A 17,101-nucleotide genomic window follows, 5' to 3' on the forward strand; every position below is an offset into this window, starting at 1 on the left:
GAAACGGGGGTGGGCACCGGCCAAAGAGGGGGCACCGTTGGCCGGCAACCTACCCAGCCGGCCCCCAAAGTCAAGGTTGCCGGGCCAGATTCTGGGGCTCTTAGGCCGTAAAGAACCGGTTTTCCGGTCGGGGCAGGCCGAGATTGTCGCGCAAAGTGGGGCCCTCATACTCCTTCCGGAAGATCCCGCGGCGCTGCAGCTCGGGAATCACCTTGTCGACGAAGTCGTCGAGGCCGGCGGGCAGGAACGGGAACATGATGTTGAAGCCGTCCGAGCCGCGGCTTTCCAGCCAGTCCTGCATCTGGTCGGCGATGGTTTTGGCGGTGCCGACGAAGGCGAGCCCGCCATAGCCGCCGACCCGCTGCGCCAGCTGCCGCACGGTGAGCTTGTCGCGGGCGGCAACGTTGACCAGGCGCTGGCGGCCGCTCTTGGAGGCATTGGTCTCTGGGATCTCGGGCAGGGGTCCATCGGGATCGAAGCCTGAGGCATCGGTGCCGAGGATGACCGACAGCGAGGCGATGGCGCTGTCGTAATGCACCCTGCTGTCGAGCAGCGCGCGCTTCTCCTTTGCCTCCTCGACGCTGTCGCCGACCACCACGAAGGCGCCGGGCAGGATCTTCAGGTGCTCCGGATTGCGGCCGATCTTTTCCATCCGGCCCTTGATGTCGGCATAGAGCTTCTGCCCGTCGGCGAGACTGCCGCCGCCAGTGAACACGGCTTCAGCGGTCTCGGCAGCGAGCTGCTTGCCGTCCTCGGACGCACCGGCCTGCACGATGACAGGCCAGCCCTGCACGGGCCGGGCGATGTTCAGCGGCCCGCGGACCTTCAGATATTTGCCCTGGTGGTCGAGCACGTGCATCTTGTCGGGATCGAAGAACAGCCCGCTCTCGACGTCACGCACGAAGGCGTCGTCGGCGAAGGAGTCCCACAGGCCGGTGACGACGTCGTAGAACTCGCGCGCACGTTTGTAGCGCTCGGCATGCTCCATGTGATCGTCGAGGCCGAAATTCAGCGCCGCGTCAGGATTCGACGTCGTGACGATGTTCCAGCCGGCACGGCCGCCGGAGATGTGGTCGAGCGACGCGAAGCGGCGGGCGACATGATAGGGCTCGTCGAAGGTGGTCGACCCCGTCGCGATCAGGCCGATGTTCTCGGTGACCGCCGACAAGGCGGAGAGCAGCGTGAACGGCTCGAACGAGGTCACGGTGTGGCTGCGCTTCAGCGCATTGATCGGCATGTTCAGCACGGCGAGATGATCGGCCATGAAGAAGGCGTCGAACTTGCCGGCCTCGAGCTTGCGGATCAGCTGCTTCAAATGCGCGAAGTTGAAATTGGCGTCCGGCCAGGCGCCGGGATAGCGCCACGCGCCGGTATGGATCGACACCGGGCGCATGAACGCGCCGAGCTTGAGTTGACGTGGGGCCATGGGGGCGTCCGGGAATTGTTGCTATCTGAAGCAGATAGGAACTCGGCCGATGCGTGTCAGCAACCCGCCGCAGAACACGATTTCGTTTTTGGGAGCGGACGTAGCACGGTCATGCCAATGAGGGCCGAGCAGCCGATCCAAACAACGGTGTCGTCCCGGCGAACGCCGGGACCCATACTCCGTGAAGGATGTTTGAGGCACAGTTTCTGCCATCCGGGCCAAAGAGAAATTCCGCGGTATGGGTCCCGGCGTTCGCCGGGACGACACTGTGTATGTGGCGCGATTGCCCATCGCATTGCGAGTGCGGTGGGACTGACCAGAGATGCTGGCGAGCATTCGCGGGCAGCGACATGGTGCCGTCGCCTTGATGCTACCCGCCCAGCACGTCCTTCTGCATCTTGCCGCCGTAGAAGTGGAAGAACGGCACGGGGGCGTCGTGGCGCAGCGGGCCGGTGGCGAGGCGCTTTTCGAGCTCGTGGAGGACGTTCCTGGTCATCGGGTGCAAGTCAGCCAATGGCTTGGAGCCGAGCTCGACCCAGACCAGCTCGACCAGTTCGGCATCGGCGTGGATGACGCCCGGGACGTGATGGGTGATGGCGGAGGCATCGGCGGTGAAGAAGCGGGTGTCGAAGCGCTTGATGCGGCCGGGCGGGGTGATGGCGCGGGCGATCAGGAACAGGCCGGAGGGGTCGGGCAGCAGGCCGGCTTCGGAGAAGGGCGCCCAGGGGCCATCGAGCTTCGGCGCGTAGCCGTCGACCTTGCGTCCGAGGCAGAGGCCGGTCTCTTCGCACGCCTCGCGGATCGCAGCGACCGCCAGCGACTTCGCGCGTGACGCCGTCGTCTGCGGCTTGCCCTTGAACAGGTTGGCTTCGAGCTCCGCCGGCATCGGCGCGGCGACGGGGATGCGGTGATCGGTCTTGTCGACCCGACCGCCCGGGAAGACGAACTTGCCCGGCATGAACACGACCTTGTCGTGGCGCTTGCCGACCAGCACCTTCGGCACCGCGCTGCTGCGATCGACCAGGATCAGGGTCGCGGCATCGCGCGGCTTGGTGTAGGGATGATGGTCCGCTTCCTTCTCGGCGGGCTTGCCCGCCGGCGCGCCCGTCGCCTGTGCCGTGTCGCTCATGTCCTCCCCGCTTTTTCTTGTTTGTTGAACTGCCGACGGCTCACACCGGTGGAATGCCTTCCGCCGGATTTTCGTCGAAGCCGTGCATGCGGAAGGCCCATTGCAGCCCGACGACGGCGCCCTTGACGGGCTGGATCAAGGCGAGCGAGGCGATCAAGGTCACCGGCAGATAGACCGCGAGCTGCAGTGCCACCGGCGGCGCATAGTTGGTCTCGATCGAGAGCACCAGCGGCACGATGATGTGGCCGACGATGACGATGACGAGATAAGCGGGCAGATCATCGGCGCGATGGCCCGAAAAGTCCTGGCCGCAGCGGTCGCAATTGTCGGCGACCTTCAGGAAGGCGCGGAACAGCTTGCCCTCGCCGCAGCGCGGGCAGCGGCCGCGGAAGCCGCGCTTCATCGCCGTCCACACGTCGCGCTTCTCGGCTGCGCCGGTGTCTCGCGTCCAGGTCTGTGGCAATGCGCGGGGCGGTGAGCTCATGGCGTCCATGATCTGCCTTTCTTCGATGTGCCGGGCTTGCGTTTTGCCCCTGCCTTTTGGCTCTTGTCGCGACTTTTCTTCTCGCGCTTCGGCCGGGCCTCGGACTTGCCCCGCTTGGCCGCCTTGGCATTCGCCTTGACGGTATTCTTGCGCTTCGGTCCGGCGCCGCGCGGATGCCGTGACACCAGCACGTCGGCCTGCGTCAGCAGCTCGAAGCGCAGTGCGCCGGCCACCGGCTGAGCTTCTACCAGACGGACGTCGACGACGTCACCCAGCCGGTGCATGGCACCGCTGCGCTGGCCGATCAGCGCGTGGCGGGTCTCGTCATAGTCGAAATATTCCGTGCCGAGGGTCCGGATCGGCACCAGCCCGTCGGCGCCGGTATCATCCAGCTTGATGAACAGGCCGGCGCGCGTGACGCCGGAGATGCGGCCCTGGAAGCTGGCGCCGACGCGGTCGGCGAGGTGATGAGCGATCAGCCGGTCGGCGGTCTCGCGCTCGGCCTTCATCGCGCGCCGCTCGGTGACCGAGATCTGCGCTGCCACCTCGGCGAGATGATCCGGCGTCTCGCTATCGGGCAGGGCGCCGTCGCCGAGGTTCAGCGCCCGCAGCAGGCCGCGATGCACGACGAGGTCGGCGTAGCGGCGGATCGGCGAGGTGAAATGCGCGTAGCGGCGCAGGTTCAGGCCGAAGTGCCCGTAATTTTCCGATGAGTATTCGGCCTGCGCCTGCGAGCGCAGCACGACCTCGTTGACGAGTTGCTCGTAGTCCTGGCCCGCCACCAGCGTCAGCACGCGGTTGAACAGCGACGGCCGCAGCGCGCCGGCCTTGGCGAAGGGCACGTCGAGTGTGCGCAGGAACTCTTGAAGCGCGTGGACCTTCTCCACCGTCGGCTCATCATGCACGCGGTAGATCAGCGGCAGCGCCTTCTTCTCCAGCGCTTCTGCTGCTGCGACGTTGGCGAGGATCATGAACTCCTCGATGAGCTTGTGCGCATCGAGCCGTTCCGGCACGACGACGCGGTCGACCGTGCCGTCCTTGTTCAAGAGGATCTTGCGCTCGGGCAGATCGAGGTCGAGCGGATCGCGCGCGTCGCGGCCGCGCTTGGCGACCTCGTAGGCCGCGTAGAGTGGCTTCAGGATCGGCTCGAGCAGCGGACCTGTGACATCGTCAGGCTTGCCGTCGATGGCGGCCTGCGCCTGCGCGTAGGAGAGTTTTGCGGCCGAGCGCATCAGCACGCGGTGGAAGGAGTGCGAGCGCTTGCGGCCGTCGGCGCCCAGCACCATGCGCACCGCGAGCGCGCCGCGCGCTTCGCCCGGCACCAGCGAGCAGAGGTTGTTGGAGATGCGCTCGGGCAGCATCGGCACGACGCGGTCGGGGAAATACACCGAGTTGCCGCGGATCAGCGCGTCGCGATCGAGCGCCGAGCCCGGCCGCACGTAGTAGGCGACGTCGGCGATGGCGACATGGACGATGATGCCGCCGACATTGTTCGGATCGGGATCCGGCTCGGCATGAACCGCGTCGTCATGATCCTTGGCATCGGGCGGATCGATCGTGACCAGCGGCAGCGCGCGCCAGTCTTCGCGACCCTTCAAGGTCGCCGGCTGCGCCGCTTCGGCCTCGGCGATCGCTGCCTGCGAGAACTCCATCGGGATCTCATGGGCATGGATCGCGATCAGGCTGATCGCCTTCTCGGTCGCGACCGAGCCGTGGCGCTCCTTCACCCGTCCCGCGGGCAGGCCATAGCCACGGCCGCGCAGCAGGTCGACGCTGATGAGATCGCCGTCCCTGGCGTCCTTGGTGTCGCCCGGCGCGATCGAGAGCTCGCGTCCCGCCTGCTTCTTGTCGACGGGGATCAGGCGTCCGCCGCCATTGGGATTGCTCTTGAAGATGCCGAGCACGCGGTTGCGTGCCTGGTCGAGCACCTTCAACACGCGGCCGCGATAGGCGACGCCCTCGGCATCCTGGATCGGCTCGACGCGGAGCAGGGCGCGATCACCGACGCCAGCGGTGGCGCCCGGCTTGGCGAGGCGAGAGGCGTAGATGCGGATGCGCGGCGGCTCGGACTGTTCGGCTTCGTCCCACTCGGCGGGCTTGGCGATCAGCTCGCCATCGCTGTCGCGGCCGGTGATGTCGGCCACCAGCGTGGCCGGCAGGGTCGCGGGCTCGATGATCGTCTTGCGGCCGCCCTTCTTGACGGTGCCGTCGGCCACGAGCTCGCGCAGCAGCTGCTTGAGCGCGGCGCGGTCGGCATTCTTCAGGCCGAACTCGCGGGCGATGTCCTTGGTGCCAACCTTGCCCGGGTTGGCGCGGATGAAGGCGACGATGGCCTCCCGCGGAGGGAAGCCGATGTCGCGCTTTTGTTTCATTTTCTCATCCGCGGGCCTTGCCGGCGCTCTTCTTGGGCGTCGCCTTGGTCGCAGGCTTGGCCGACGTCTTGGCGGCCTTGGCAACCGGCGCACGCGCCTTGCTGGTGGAATCTGATTTCGGCTTGGCCGCGGCCTTCTTCGCGACGGCCTTCTTGGCCGGCTTCGGCGTGTCGTCGTCGCCGCCAGCCTTCGGCTTGGCAGCCGCCTTACCTGAAGCAGCCTTACCTGAAGCAGACTTGGGCTTCGCAGCCTTCTTCGCCGCCTTGGGCTTGCCGCCAGCCTTGGCGGCGCGCTCGTCGAGCAGGACGATCGCTTCGGCGAGGGTGATCGTGTCCTTTTCCTTGTCGCCGGGAATGGTGGCGTTGACGCCGCCTGCGGTGACATAGGCGCCGTAGCGGCCGGCCTTCACGGCGACCGGGCCGAGCGACGGGTGGTCGCCGAGCGCCTTGCCGGGATCAGCACCAAAACGTTTGCTCGGGCCCTTGGCGACCTTCTCGGCGATCAGGGTGACGGCGCGGTTGAGGCCGATGTCGAACACCTCGTCGCCGGCTTCCAGGCTCGCATAGGTCTTGTCGTGCTTCACGAACGGTCCGAAGCGGCCGAGATTGGCGATGATCGGCAGACCGGTCTCCGGATGGATGCCGACCTCGCGCGGCAGTGACAGCAGCCGCAGTGCGAGCTCGAGATCGACGTCCGAGGGCTGCGTGCCCTTGGGGATACCGGCGCGCTTCGGCTTCTCGCCCTCGGCGTAGTCCTTCTGCTCGCCGAGCTGAATGTAAGGTCCGAAACGGCCCGCCTTGACGGCGACGTCGAGGCCGGAGTCCGGATCCTGGCCGAGGATGCGATCGGCCGCAGCTTCGCTGTCGGCTGCGAGCGGACGGGTGTAGCGGCACTCCGGATAGTTCGAGCAGCCGACGAAGGCGCCGAACTTGCCGGCCTTCAGGTTGAGCCGTCCGGTGCCGCAGGTCGGGCACTGCCGGACGTCGCCACCATCCTCGCGCGGCGGATAGATGTGCGGGCCGAGCATCTCGTCGAGCGAGTCGAGCACCTGCGCCACGCGCAGGTCCTTGATGTCGTCGACGGCGCCGATGAAGCCCGTCCAGAAATCCTTGAGCACCTGCTGCCAGGCGATCTCGTTGTTGGAGATGCGGTCGAGCTGCTCCTCCAGATCGGCCGTGAAATCGTATTCGACGTAGCGACGGAAGAAGTTCTCCAGGAAGGCGATGACGACGCGGCCCTTGTCCTCGCCATGCAGCCGCTTCTTCTCCAGCTTCACATAGCCGCGGGCCTTCAGCACATCGAGGATCGAGGCATAGGTCGAGGGCCGGCCGATGCCGAGCTCCTCCATGCGCTTGACCAGCGAGGCCTCGGAGAAGCGCGGCGGCGGCTCGGTGAAATGCTGGGTGACCGCGAGGTTCTGGCGCTTGAGCGGATCGTTGGGGCTCATCTGCGGCAGGCGGCGGCTGTCCTCGTCCTCCTCGTCGTCGCGGCCTTCCTGATAGAGCGCGAGGAAGCCATCGAACTTGACGACCTGGCCGGTGGCGCGCAACTCCAGGGTGCGCGCGCCAGCCTTGGCGACAATGTCGACCGTGGTGCGCTCGAGCTCGGCGGATTCCATCTGGCTGGCGATGGTGCGGGTCCAGATCAGCTCGTAGAGTTTGGCCTGGTCGTCATCGAGCCGCTTGCGCAGGTCGGCCGGCTTGCGCGACAGGTCGGTCGGGCGGATCGCCTCGTGCGCTTCCTGGGCGTTCTTGGCCTTGGTCTGGTATTGGCGCGGGCTGTCCGGCACGTATTTGTTGCCGTAGATCTCGCCGATCACCTTGCGGGCCTGGGTGATCGCCGAGCCGTCGATCTGCACGCCGTCGGTTCGCATATAGGTAATGAGACCGGTGGTCTCACCGCCGATGTCGATGCCTTCATAGAGGCGCTGCGCGATGCGCATGGTGTGCGCCGGCGCAAAGCCGAGCTTGCGGCTCGCCTCCTGCTGCAGGGTCGAGGTGGTGAAGGGCGCCTGCGGGTTGCGCCGCGCCGGCTTGGCGTCGACGGTTGCGACCGTGTAGCTCGCCGCGTTCAGCGCATTCTTGAAGTCTTCCGCTTCCGCGCCGGTGCCGATGTCGAGGCGCTGGATCTTCTTGCCGTCGGCACCGACGAGACGCGCCTCGAACGTGTCGCCGCGCGGTGTCGCCAGCGTGGCGATCAGCGACCAGTATTCGCGCGGGACGAACTTCTCGATCTCCAGCTCGCGATCGCAGACGAGGCGCAGCGCCACCGACTGCACGCGGCCGGCCGAGCGGGCGCCCGGCAGCTTGCGCCACAGCACCGGTGAGAGGGTGAAGCCGACGAGGTAATCGAGGGCGCGGCGCGCCATATAGGCGTCGACCAGCGCACCGTCGATCTGGCGCGGATGCTTCATCGCCTCGGAGACGGCCTGCTTGGTGATGGCGTTGAAGACGACGCGCTCGATCTTCTGATCCTTGAGCGCGCGCTTCTCCTTCAACACCTCGAGCACGTGCCAGGAGATCGCCTCGCCCTCGCGATCAGGGTCGGTGGCGAGAATCAGTCGGTCCGCGCCCTTCAGGGATTTGGCGATGTCATTGAGTCGGCCGGCCGCCTTGGGGTCGACCTCCCAGATCATCCGGAAATTTTCCTCCGGATCGACGGAACCGTTCTTCGCGGGAAGGTCGCGGACATGACCAAAAGAGGCTAAAACCTCGTAAGAGGAGCCCAGATACTTATTGATCGTCTTGGCCTTCGCAGGCGACTCCACGATGACGATATTCATGAAATTCCAATGGCTTAGTGGAAGGATTGAAGCCGGTTTCGCGGGATTCGCGCAAGGGCTCGTTGACCCGAACATGGGTGGTGAGGCGGTTCCTGTCAAATCGAGGAGTGTTGAAAGTCGATTGCGTTGGAGTCGCGAAGTACCTATCAGGTTGTGAGGAGCGTGCTTGGAACCGCTCTGATTTGGCGTTCTTTTTCCTCAAATTCCTCGTGCTGGATAGATTTGTTGGCCCAGGCAGCGGACAAAAGCGATCCCGATATCGAGCTGGCGGTGGAAGATGCAGACGCCGCGGCGGCGCTTGTCGCCGAAGTGACGGCCGGCCTGGCCCAGCTCGCCCAGCGCCATCATCTCGACATGCTGGATTACCTGTTGCGCATGGCGAACCTGGAAGCCGAGGATCATCTCCGGCTGCGGAGCCGCAACCGACTCTGCTGACGCGAGCCTTAGCATTCGCTGCAACGTCCTGATGATGACGACGGCAGGCGCCGCGATCTCGCTATCCCCCTCCAGGGGAGGGTGATAGCGGGGCTGATCTCCAAGCTGTGCGCTGCGAATTCGGAAACGTGCGCGAGGCCGCCACGGTGCGTTCCGTGGAAACACATCATGCTTTAGGTGAGCGACACCATCCCGCCGCCGTGCCGCTCGAGGCGGCCTGCCAGCTCGAGTTCGAGCAGCACCATGCGCAGCACCGCGGGAGACAGCCCGCTGATTCGGATCAGGTCGTCGATCGACACCGGCGTCGGCCCGAGCAGCGCGATGACCTGCGCGCGATCGTGGCTCTCCGGATCAGGCGCGAACAACTCCTCGTCGGGTTCACGCAGCGATGACGGCAGCGGCCGCTCCATGATCGGACCGACGGCCTGAATGATGTCGGCAGCCTCGGTGACCAGGGTGGCGCCCTGCTTGATGAGATCGTTGGTGCCGGCCGAGCGCGGATCGAGCGGCGAGCCTGGGACGGCGAACACCTCGCGGCCCTGTTCGCCGGCCATGCGTGCGGTGATCAGCGAGCCCGAACGATGCGCCGCCTCGACGACGACGACGCCGAGCGAGGCGCCCGAGATCAGCCGGTTGCGGCGGGGAAAGTCGCGGGCGCGCGGCTCGTGGCCGAGCGGCATCTCGGAGATCGCTGCTCCCTGGCCGCCGACGATGGCGCCGAGCAGATCGACATGCTCCGGCGGATAGATCCGGTCATGGCCGCCGGCCAGCACCGCGACGGTGCCGCCCGACAGGCTCGCGCGATGCGCGGCCTGATCGATGCCGCGCGCCAGCCCGGAAATGATGACGAAGCCCTCTTGGCTGAGCTCATGCGCGAGCTGGCCGGCGAATTTGAGCCCTGCGGCCGAGGCGTTGCGCGAGCCCACGATGGCGATCATCGGGCGCATCAACGTCTCCCGGGCGCCGCGTATCGCGAGCAATGGTGGTGCGTCGTCGCAGGTGGCGAGGCGGGGCGGATAGCCGTCCTCTTGCGGCGCCCGCAGCTCGACGCCGTAACGTTGGCAGGTGTCGAGCTCGGCCTCGGCTTCGTCGATCGTGCAGATGCGGCCCGCTCTCGCCGCGCCGCCGCGGCGCGCCAGATCCGGCAGGCGATCGAGCGCCAGGCGCGCGGTGCCGAAATGGTCGAGCAGCGAGCGGAAGGTGCGCGGTCCGACGTTGTCCGAGCGGATCAGGCGCAGCCGGTCGCGCCGCTCGGTGGCGCTCAGCTCGATCGTCGGATTGATGGCGTCCACGCGAAAGCCCTCTCACAGAGGGCCCAGCATGGAACAACCCGAGGGCGCAGGGAAGAGGGCGCGCTACGTCAACGCAAGGTCGCGCGTGTCCTCCGAGACAGATGCCTGTTCGTCCGGGATGGCGAGCGCGGTGCCGGGAGGAGCCTCGCGCAGCCAGCGGTCGGCGGCCTCGCGGCCGCGCTGATGCAGCATCTCGATCAGGTCGGCGCCGAAATCGGTCGCGTCGCGCTGCGCCAGGGCCTCGATCGCGTCCTCGGCCGCGAGACGGTGCACGCGCGGCGGATGCAGGCCGTCGCTGCGCGCCCATTCGAGCGCCGCGAGCTCGGCATTGAGGACGGCATTGGCGGCGATCTGGTCGAGCCGGCGATCGATCGCCGCCGAGGTCACCGGGATGTAGCCGTCGCGCGCCGGCGTGACCTGGACGACCAGCAGGTCGGCCGCGCTGGAGTCGTGCGCGATCTGGATCAGCGGCGGGTTGGCGACGTGGCCGCCATCCCAGTAGGTCTCATCGCCGATCTCGATGGCGGCGTGGAGCTGCGCCGGGCAGGTCGAGGCGAGCAGCACGTCCGGCGTAATCGCGGCGTTGCGGAAGATCTGCGGTGCGCCATCGCAAACCCGGGTCGCGGCGACCAGCAGGCGAGGGGCTGACGCGCTGTGAACGGCGTCGAAATCGATCGTCTCGGCGAGGATGTCGCGCAGCGGATCGAGATCGAGCGGGTCGGCGCGACCGCCGCGCAATCCCGAGCCGAACGAGACGGCGCTGCTCGGCGGCGAGAACGCCCCGATCACCATCAGCGCGCGGAACGAGGCCTGTTCCGTAAGCCGCGTCCAGAACAGTGCGAGCCGGTTGCGGGCCTCTTCGCGGCCGCTTCTGGCGAGGCCGCTGGCGAGCAGGGCCGCGTTGACGGCCCCGGCGCTGGCGCCGCTGATCGTGTCGAAATCGCAAGTCGGCTCTTGCAGCAGCCGGTCCAGCACGCCCCAGGTGAAGGCCGAGAAGGTTCCGCCGCCCTGCAGGGCCAGCGACAGCTTGCGCGGCGGCCACACCCGACGGGGCGGCGGCAGCGTCACGGTGGCGATCGCTTCGACGCGAGAGCGTTCCGGCGCCTCCGTCACGCGAGTCTCGGCGATGCACGCCGCACTGGTGGCCGCGATGATCGTCTCGGCCACGGCCGGCGCGACGTCAGGCTGTTCCGGGGCAGGACGTGGCTCGCCAACCTGGGCGATGGCTACGCTGTCCGACACGATAGGGGCCGCGGGCGCAATCACCTCAATGTCGGGCGAGGCCGGCGTGGCCGCGGTTTCTGCCTCGTCGGCACCCACAGCGCCCGTCGACCAGATCTGGGCCGCCGAGAGCAGGAGACTAGCGTTGGATCGCGCCTGGGTGGACATTTGCTGCGCCGACTCCTCATCACCTGCGATCATCGTGCGAGGCCGATCGACCGCTTGAATGGGTGTTGCGTAATCAGAGGTCGGAATCATGACAGGCAATCATGATTCACACCAGGGTGCGGCGTTAACTTATCAGTTAATCATGTGGCGGTGTTGCTGCGCTGCCGCTGTGAGTTCAGCGCCCGACGCGGTTTTGCCCGTAATTCACCGGAGATTCTACTTCTTCGCGCCGATTTTGCTCTCGGTGCCGCTCTGCAGTCGACGGATGTTTTCGCGATGCATGTAAATCAGCAACAAGGTGAGCAGCGCAAACAAGGCGGCGAGCGCAACGTGGCCGAAAGCCCACAGCACGATCGGAGTCAGCACGCTCGCGACGAGTGCAGCTAATGATGAGTAGCGGAACGCGAATGCAGTCGCGAGCCACACGAGGCAGAAGAAGATCGCGAACGGCCAGAGCAGGCCGATCAGGATACCGATGTAGACCGCGACGCCCTTGCCGCCGCGGAACTTCAGCCACACCGGAAATAGATGGCCGAGGAAGGCGCCGAGGCCGGCGATCATCGCCGCATTCGGGCCGCCGAGATAGCCGGAGATGATCACGGCCGCCGTGCCCTTCAGCGCATCGCCGAGCAGGGTGGCGGCGGCCAGCCCCTTGCGGCCGGTGCGCAGCACGTTGGTGGCGCCGATGTTGCCGGAGCCGATGCTGCGCAGATCCTGCGTGCCGGCGAGCCTGGTCAGGATCAGGCCGAACGGAATGGATCCGAAGAGATAGCCGATGATCAGGGCGACCGGCAGGAAGGCTTCGGATCCCATCACACAACTCCTTGCGAGGCAGGCGCGTCAGACATGTTCGAACACGGTGCGGCCGCCGACGATGGTGCGGACCACGCGGCCGGTGAAGCGGGCCTCGTCGAACGGCGTGTTCTTGCACAGCGATTTGAGGTCTGCCGGATCGAGAATCCAGGGCACGTCCGGATCGATCACGATGACGTCGGCCGGCGCGCCAGCGCGCAAGGTGCCACCGGGCAGGCCGAGCAGTTCCGCCGGGCGGGTCGACATCGCGCGGATCAGGCTCGTCCAGCTCAATTCGCCACTGTGCACGAGCCGCAACGCCGCCGGCAGCATCGTCTCCAGGCCGACCGCGCCGCTGGCGGCTTCCGCGAACGGCAGCCGCTTGACCTCGACGTCCTGCGGATTGTGGTCGGACATGATGACGTCGATCAGGCCGGAGGCGAGCGCCTCGACCAAAGCGCGGCGGTCGACCTCGGTGCGCAGTGGCGGGGTGAGCTTGAGGAAGGTACGGTAGGGACCGATGTCGTTCTCGTTGAGCGTGACATGGTTGATCGACACCGAGGCGCTGACGGCAAGGCCGGCGTCGCGCGCGCGCTTCAGGACGTCGAGCGAGTCGACCGAGCTCAGCGCCGCGGCATGGTAGCGCCCCCTGGTGAGGGCAACGAGGCGCATGTCGCGCTCGAGCACGACGGCCTCTGCCGCGGCTGGAATGCCGTAGAGGCCGAGGCGCGAGGCGAACTCGCCTTCGTTCATGACGCCTTCGCCGACGAGGTTCGGGTCTTCGGTGTGATGCACGATCAGCGCGTCGAAGTCGCGCGCGTAGGTCAGGGCGCGGCGCATCACCTGGGCGTTCATCACGCTGGTGTGGCCGTTGGAAAAGGCGACCGCACCGGCGGCGCGCAGCAGCCCGATCTCGGTCATCTCGTCGCCGCGCAGGCCCTTGGTCAGCGCCGCCATCGGCTGGATGTTGACGATCGCGGTGTCGCGGGCGCGGCGCAGCACGAAGTCGACGGTGGCCGAGTTCTCGATGACAGGCTCGGTGCCGGGCTGGCAGATGATGGTGGTGATGCCGCCGGTGGCCGCGGCCTGGCTGGCGCTGGCAAAGGTCTCGCGATGGCCCAGGCCGGGCTCGCCGACGAAGGCGCACATGTCGATCAGGCCGGGCGCGACGATCTTGCCGGCGCAGTTGATGACGTCGGTTCCTTCCGGCACGCCGGCCGCGCCGATGCCGCGCTTGAGGTCGCGGATCACACCGTCGGCGATCAGCACGTCACCGGGACCGTCGATGTCGCGGGAGGGATCGATGACGCGCGCGTTGGCGAGCAGGATCGGTCGGCGATCGGTCAGCATGCGTTTCGTCCCGACTTCTCTCTCAAGCATTCGGCAGGTTGCGGGCCAGCGCCTCGAGCACGGCCATGCGCACGGCGACACCCATTTCGACCTGTTCCCGGATCAGCGATTGCGCGCCGTCGGCGACGATGGAGTCGATCTCGACGCCGCGATTCATCGGCCCCGGATGCATCACCAGCGCGTCCGGCTTGGCGTAGGCAAGCTTCTTCTGGTCGAGGCCGAAATACTGGAAGTACTCCGACGACGACGGCACGAAGGAGCCGTTCATGCGCTCGCGCTGCAGGCGGAGCATCATCACGATGTCGGCGCCGTTGAGGCCCTCGCGCATATCGCGTGCGACCTCGACGCCCATCCGCTCGATGCCCGGCGGCAGCAGAGTGGAGGGCGCGACGACGCGGACGCGGGCGCCCATCGTGTTGAGCAGGAGAATGTTGGAGCGCGCCACGCGCGAATGCAGCACGTCGCCGCAGATCGCGATGACCAGGCCCTCGAGACGGCCCTTGTTGCGGCGGATGGTCAGCGCATCGAGCAGCGCCTGCGTGGGATGCTCATGCGCGCCGTCGCCGGCGTTGATCACGGAACCGTCGACCTTGCGCGCCAGCAGTTCCACGGCGCCGGAGGCGTGGTGGCGGACCACCAGGATGTCGGGGTGCATGGCGTTGAGCGTGACCGCGGTGTCGATCAGCGTCTCGCCCTTCTTGATGGACGAGGACGACACCGACATGTTCATGACGTCGGCGCCGAGCCGCTTGCCGGCAAGCTCGAACGAGGATTGCGTCCGGGTCGAGGCCTCGAAGAACAGGTTGACCTGGGTCCGGCCGCGCAGCACGGTGCGCTTCTTGTCGACCTGACGATTCAGTTCGACATATTCCTCGGACAGGTCGAGGAGACCGGTGATGTCGTGAGCGGAAAGGCCCTCGATTCCCAGCAAATGCCGGTGCCCGAGGACGAAACTCGATTTCGGTGAGGTTGCCATTAAAGCCAGAGCTATAGGGGCGGTTTCCGCGAGGGGCAAGGCCGAAAGCCGGGGTTCCGAGTTATCCCCCGTTCCGTCCGGCGCGGGCAGGCGCCGGGTGGGCGATGCCGCAAGGTTTTGTGAACTATGCCCGGGAATGCCGGCTGTTTTCGCTGCCCGGCGCGGGGCCGCCCACGTAAGAATTCAGCATTCGGCCGTGCCGATGAAGCAGATGTTCGGAGCCCGGCCATGACCCAGCCATCGTTCGAGACCCATGAGGTCTTCAACCAGTCGCCGCCGTTCGAGGACGTCAACCTGTTCACGGCCGACCGGCCGCTGATGGCGGCCGTCAAGGCGAATGGCGGGGCGGGCGCCGAGCAGGACCTGATGGCATTCGGCGCGGATTGGGGCTCGGCCGAGATGGCCGAGCAGGGTCGGCTCGCCAACGAGAACACGCCGAAGCTGCGCAGCTTCGACGCCAAGGGCTTTCGCCGCGACGTCGTCGAGTTTCATCCGGCGTACCATCAGATGATGGCGCGCTCGATCGCGGCCGGGCTGCACAATTCGACTTGGACGGCTCAAGGCGAGCCCGTTGGCGGCCGTTCGGAGGTCGTTCGCGCAGCGAAGTTCTACATCGCCTCGCAGGTCGAGAGTGGTCACCTCTGTCCGATCACGATGACGCGTGCGTCGGTCGCGGCGCTGGCGGCGCAGCCCGATCTGCTCGCGCGGACGATGCCGGTGATCGCCACCCGCGACTACGATCCGGCGTTTGCACCGTGGTGGGGCAAGCGCGGCATGACGCTCGGCATGGGCATGACCGAGAAGCAGGGCGGCACCGACGTCCGCGCCAACATGACAACAGCCGAGAGTACCGCCGACGGCTACCGCATCACCGGGCACAAATGGTTCATGTCGGCGCCGATGTGCGACGCCTTCCTGGTGCTGGCGCAGGCTGACAAAGGCCTGACCTGCTTCTTCATGCCGCGCTTCACGCCGGATGGCGCGGTCAATGCGCTGCGCTTTCAGCGTCTCAAGGACAAGCTCGGCAACCGCTCCAATGCCTCGTCGGAGGTGGAGTTCGCCGGCGCCTACGCCGAGCGGATCGGCGAGGAGGGCAGGGGCATCAGCACCATCATCCAGATGGTGCAGCTGACGCGGCAGGATTGCGCGATCTCCTCCGCCGGGCTGATGCGCTCGGGGCTTTCGCATGCGCTGCATCATGCGCGCCATCGCAGCGTGTTCCAGAAGCATCTGGCCGACCAGCCGCTGATGCAGTCGGTGCTCGCCGACATGGCGCTTCATGTCGAGGCGACGGTGGCGCTGGTGATGCGGCTGTGCCGGGCGTTCGACCGCATGGCGGCCGACGCCAGCGAGGCCGCCTACATGCGGCTGCTGACGCCCGCGATCAAATACTGGGTGTGCAAGAGCGCGCCGCCGTTCCTCTATGAGGCGATGGAGTGCCTCGGCGGCAACGGCTATGTCGAGGACGGCCTTCTCGCGCGCCACTATCGGGAGTCGCCGGTCAACGCGATCTGGGAAGGCTCGGGCAACGTGATGTGCCTCGACGTGCTGCGCGCATTGTCGCGCGAGGCGGAGGCGGCGGCCGCGGTGATGACAACGCTTGCCGCTGATGCGCGCGGGCTGCCCGGAGCCACTGAAGCCCTGGCCATGATCAGCCAGGCGTTCCGCCGCGGCGACAGCGAGCGCGTTGCGCGTCTTGCGGTGGAGAAGCTGGCCCTGCTGGCGGCCGCCGCCGCGCTGAACGTCGTGTCCCCCGATCGTGCCGAGCTGTTCGCAACGACGCGGCTTGCCGCCACCCATCCGAGCATGTACGGCGCCGTCGATCTCGATCCCACCGCCATCCGTGGCTTGCTGGAGCGCGCCCTGCCTTGACCGATACGCCCGAAGCCGCCGTCATGGATTCTCTCGATCCGGCCAATCCCCCGCAGCAGGTGGGACCGGCGCAGCACCAGCCGCGCACGCTCGGCTTCTGGTGGACGTTGCTGTGGGGTGTCGTGATCTTCATCGCGATGCTGATCGGACAATCCGTCGCCGTTCTCGTTCTCGCCGACAGCGCCTTGGATCTGTCGGCGCTCGCCCGCGCCGCGGGGCGGGGACTGACGCTGTCGCTGTCCGTGATGATGGGACTTCCGGCCGTGCTGCTCGCGACTTATTTCGCCGTCCGCCACACCCGCACGCCGTTCGCGGAGTATCTCGGCCTGCGCTGGACGTCCTGGAAGTATGTCTGGATCGGCATCGGCGGCATGATCGTGATCGTGGTCGCGTGGGACCTGATGTCGCGCGCGACGGGACGCGAGGTCTCGCCCGGCTTCATGATGGACGTGCTGAAGACAGCGCGCGGCGACGGCACGGTCTGGCTGATGGTGATCGCGTTCTGCGTGGCGGCCCCGCTGTCCGAGGAGCTGTTTGCCCGTGGCTTCCTGTATCGCGGCTGGTCGGATTCGTTCCTCCGGGTGCCCGGCGCGATCGTGCTGTCGTCGCTGGTCTGGACGGCCATGCATCTGCAATACGACTGGTACTTCTTCCTCGAGGTGTTCGCGCTCGGCGTGTGGTTCGGCTATCTGCGCTCGGTCAGCCATTCGACCTGGCTGACCATCGTGCTGCACGGCCTCAACAACCTCGCCGCCACGCTGCAGACGATGTGGCTCGCCGGCGGCGGCTCTTCCTGAACGTC

At 66.9% G+C, this 17,101-nt stretch carries 13 protein-coding genes; 3 read left to right on the plus strand and 10 right to left on the minus strand.

Translation table 11 applies throughout. From position 1 onward, the window contains the following. Positions 1-100: 100 nt before the first annotated feature. The 5 genes from ACQR07_RS00500 to topA all read right to left on the minus strand — a co-directional run bounded on the left by ACQR07_RS00500 (position 101) and on the right by topA (position 8,193). Entirely contained in the window at positions 101-1,426 is a 1,326-nt protein-coding gene (locus ACQR07_RS00500) for an LLM class flavin-dependent oxidoreductase (protein WP_434900441.1), read from the minus strand. Positions 1,427-1,796: 370 nt separating this feature from the next. Continuing rightward, positions 1,797-2,555 carry an NUDIX hydrolase gene (locus ACQR07_RS00505; protein ID WP_434900442.1) on the minus strand — a complete coding sequence of 253 codons (759 nt, stop codon included), beginning with the start codon at positions 2,553-2,555 and terminating at the stop codon, positions 1,797-1,799. Between the two features lie 40 nt (positions 2,556-2,595). Further along, on the minus strand, positions 2,596-3,039 hold the full coding sequence (locus ACQR07_RS00510) for a DUF983 domain-containing protein (RefSeq protein WP_434900443.1): 444 nt from the start codon (positions 3,037-3,039) through the stop codon (positions 2,596-2,598). Further along, the gene (rnr, locus tag ACQR07_RS00515) at positions 3,036-5,411 is read right to left on the minus strand and encodes a ribonuclease R (RefSeq protein ID WP_434900444.1); all 2,376 of its coding nucleotides are present in this window, start codon (positions 5,409-5,411) and stop codon (positions 3,036-3,038) included. Before rnr ends, ACQR07_RS00510 begins: the two co-directional genes overlap by 4 nt. A gap of 4 nt (positions 5,412-5,415) precedes the next feature. Beyond that, a complete protein-coding gene (gene topA, locus ACQR07_RS00520; RefSeq protein WP_434900445.1) occupies positions 5,416-8,193 on the minus strand; it encodes a type I DNA topoisomerase in 2,778 nt (925 codons plus the stop codon). Positions 8,194-8,418: 225 nt separating this feature from the next. On the opposite strand from topA, the gene ACQR07_RS00525 reads away from it, so the two are divergent. Then, entirely contained in the window at positions 8,419-8,628 is a 210-nt protein-coding gene (locus ACQR07_RS00525; protein ID WP_434866766.1) for a hypothetical protein, read from the plus strand. A gap of 173 nt (positions 8,629-8,801) precedes the next feature. On the opposite strand, the gene dprA is transcribed toward ACQR07_RS00525, so the two are convergent. The 5 genes from dprA to ACQR07_RS00550 all read right to left on the minus strand — a co-directional run bounded on the left by dprA (position 8,802) and on the right by ACQR07_RS00550 (position 14,427). Further along, positions 8,802-9,920 carry a DNA-processing protein DprA gene (gene dprA / locus ACQR07_RS00530; RefSeq protein WP_434900446.1) on the minus strand — a complete coding sequence of 373 codons (1,119 nt, stop codon included), beginning with the start codon at positions 9,918-9,920 and terminating at the stop codon, positions 8,802-8,804. Positions 9,921-9,983: 63 nt separating this feature from the next. After that, positions 9,984-11,309 (minus strand): patatin-like phospholipase family protein, encoded by a 1,326-nt coding sequence (locus tag ACQR07_RS00535; RefSeq protein ID WP_434900447.1) that lies wholly within the window; start codon positions 11,307-11,309, stop codon positions 9,984-9,986. Positions 11,310-11,525: 216 nt separating this feature from the next. Beyond that, positions 11,526-12,122 carry a glycerol-3-phosphate 1-O-acyltransferase PlsY gene (plsY, locus tag ACQR07_RS00540; RefSeq protein ID WP_434900448.1) on the minus strand — a complete coding sequence of 199 codons (597 nt, stop codon included), beginning with the start codon at positions 12,120-12,122 and terminating at the stop codon, positions 11,526-11,528. A gap of 27 nt (positions 12,123-12,149) precedes the next feature. Then, a complete protein-coding gene (locus ACQR07_RS00545) occupies positions 12,150-13,451 on the minus strand; it encodes a dihydroorotase (RefSeq protein ID WP_434900449.1) in 1,302 nt (433 codons plus the stop codon). Between the two features lie 22 nt (positions 13,452-13,473). Next, entirely contained in the window at positions 13,474-14,427 is a 954-nt protein-coding gene (locus ACQR07_RS00550) for an aspartate carbamoyltransferase catalytic subunit (protein ID WP_434867416.1), read from the minus strand. A gap of 228 nt (positions 14,428-14,655) precedes the next feature. On the opposite strand from ACQR07_RS00550, the gene ACQR07_RS00555 reads away from it, so the two are divergent. Both ACQR07_RS00555 and ACQR07_RS00560 read left to right on the plus strand, forming a co-directional pair. After that, complete coding sequence (locus ACQR07_RS00555; protein WP_434900450.1) at positions 14,656-16,299, plus strand: acyl-CoA dehydrogenase family protein; 1,644 nt, start codon at positions 14,656-14,658, stop codon at positions 16,297-16,299. After that, the gene (locus ACQR07_RS00560; protein ID WP_434900451.1) at positions 16,296-17,096 is read left to right on the plus strand and encodes a CPBP family intramembrane glutamic endopeptidase; all 801 of its coding nucleotides are present in this window, start codon (positions 16,296-16,298) and stop codon (positions 17,094-17,096) included. Before ACQR07_RS00555 ends, ACQR07_RS00560 begins: the two co-directional genes overlap by 4 nt. Positions 17,097-17,101: the final 5 nt, after the last annotated feature.

Origin of the sequence: Bradyrhizobium sp. HKCCYLS20291, assembly GCF_051167715.1 — a bacterium.
Taxonomy (GTDB): Bacteria; Pseudomonadota; Alphaproteobacteria; order Rhizobiales; family Xanthobacteraceae; genus Bradyrhizobium.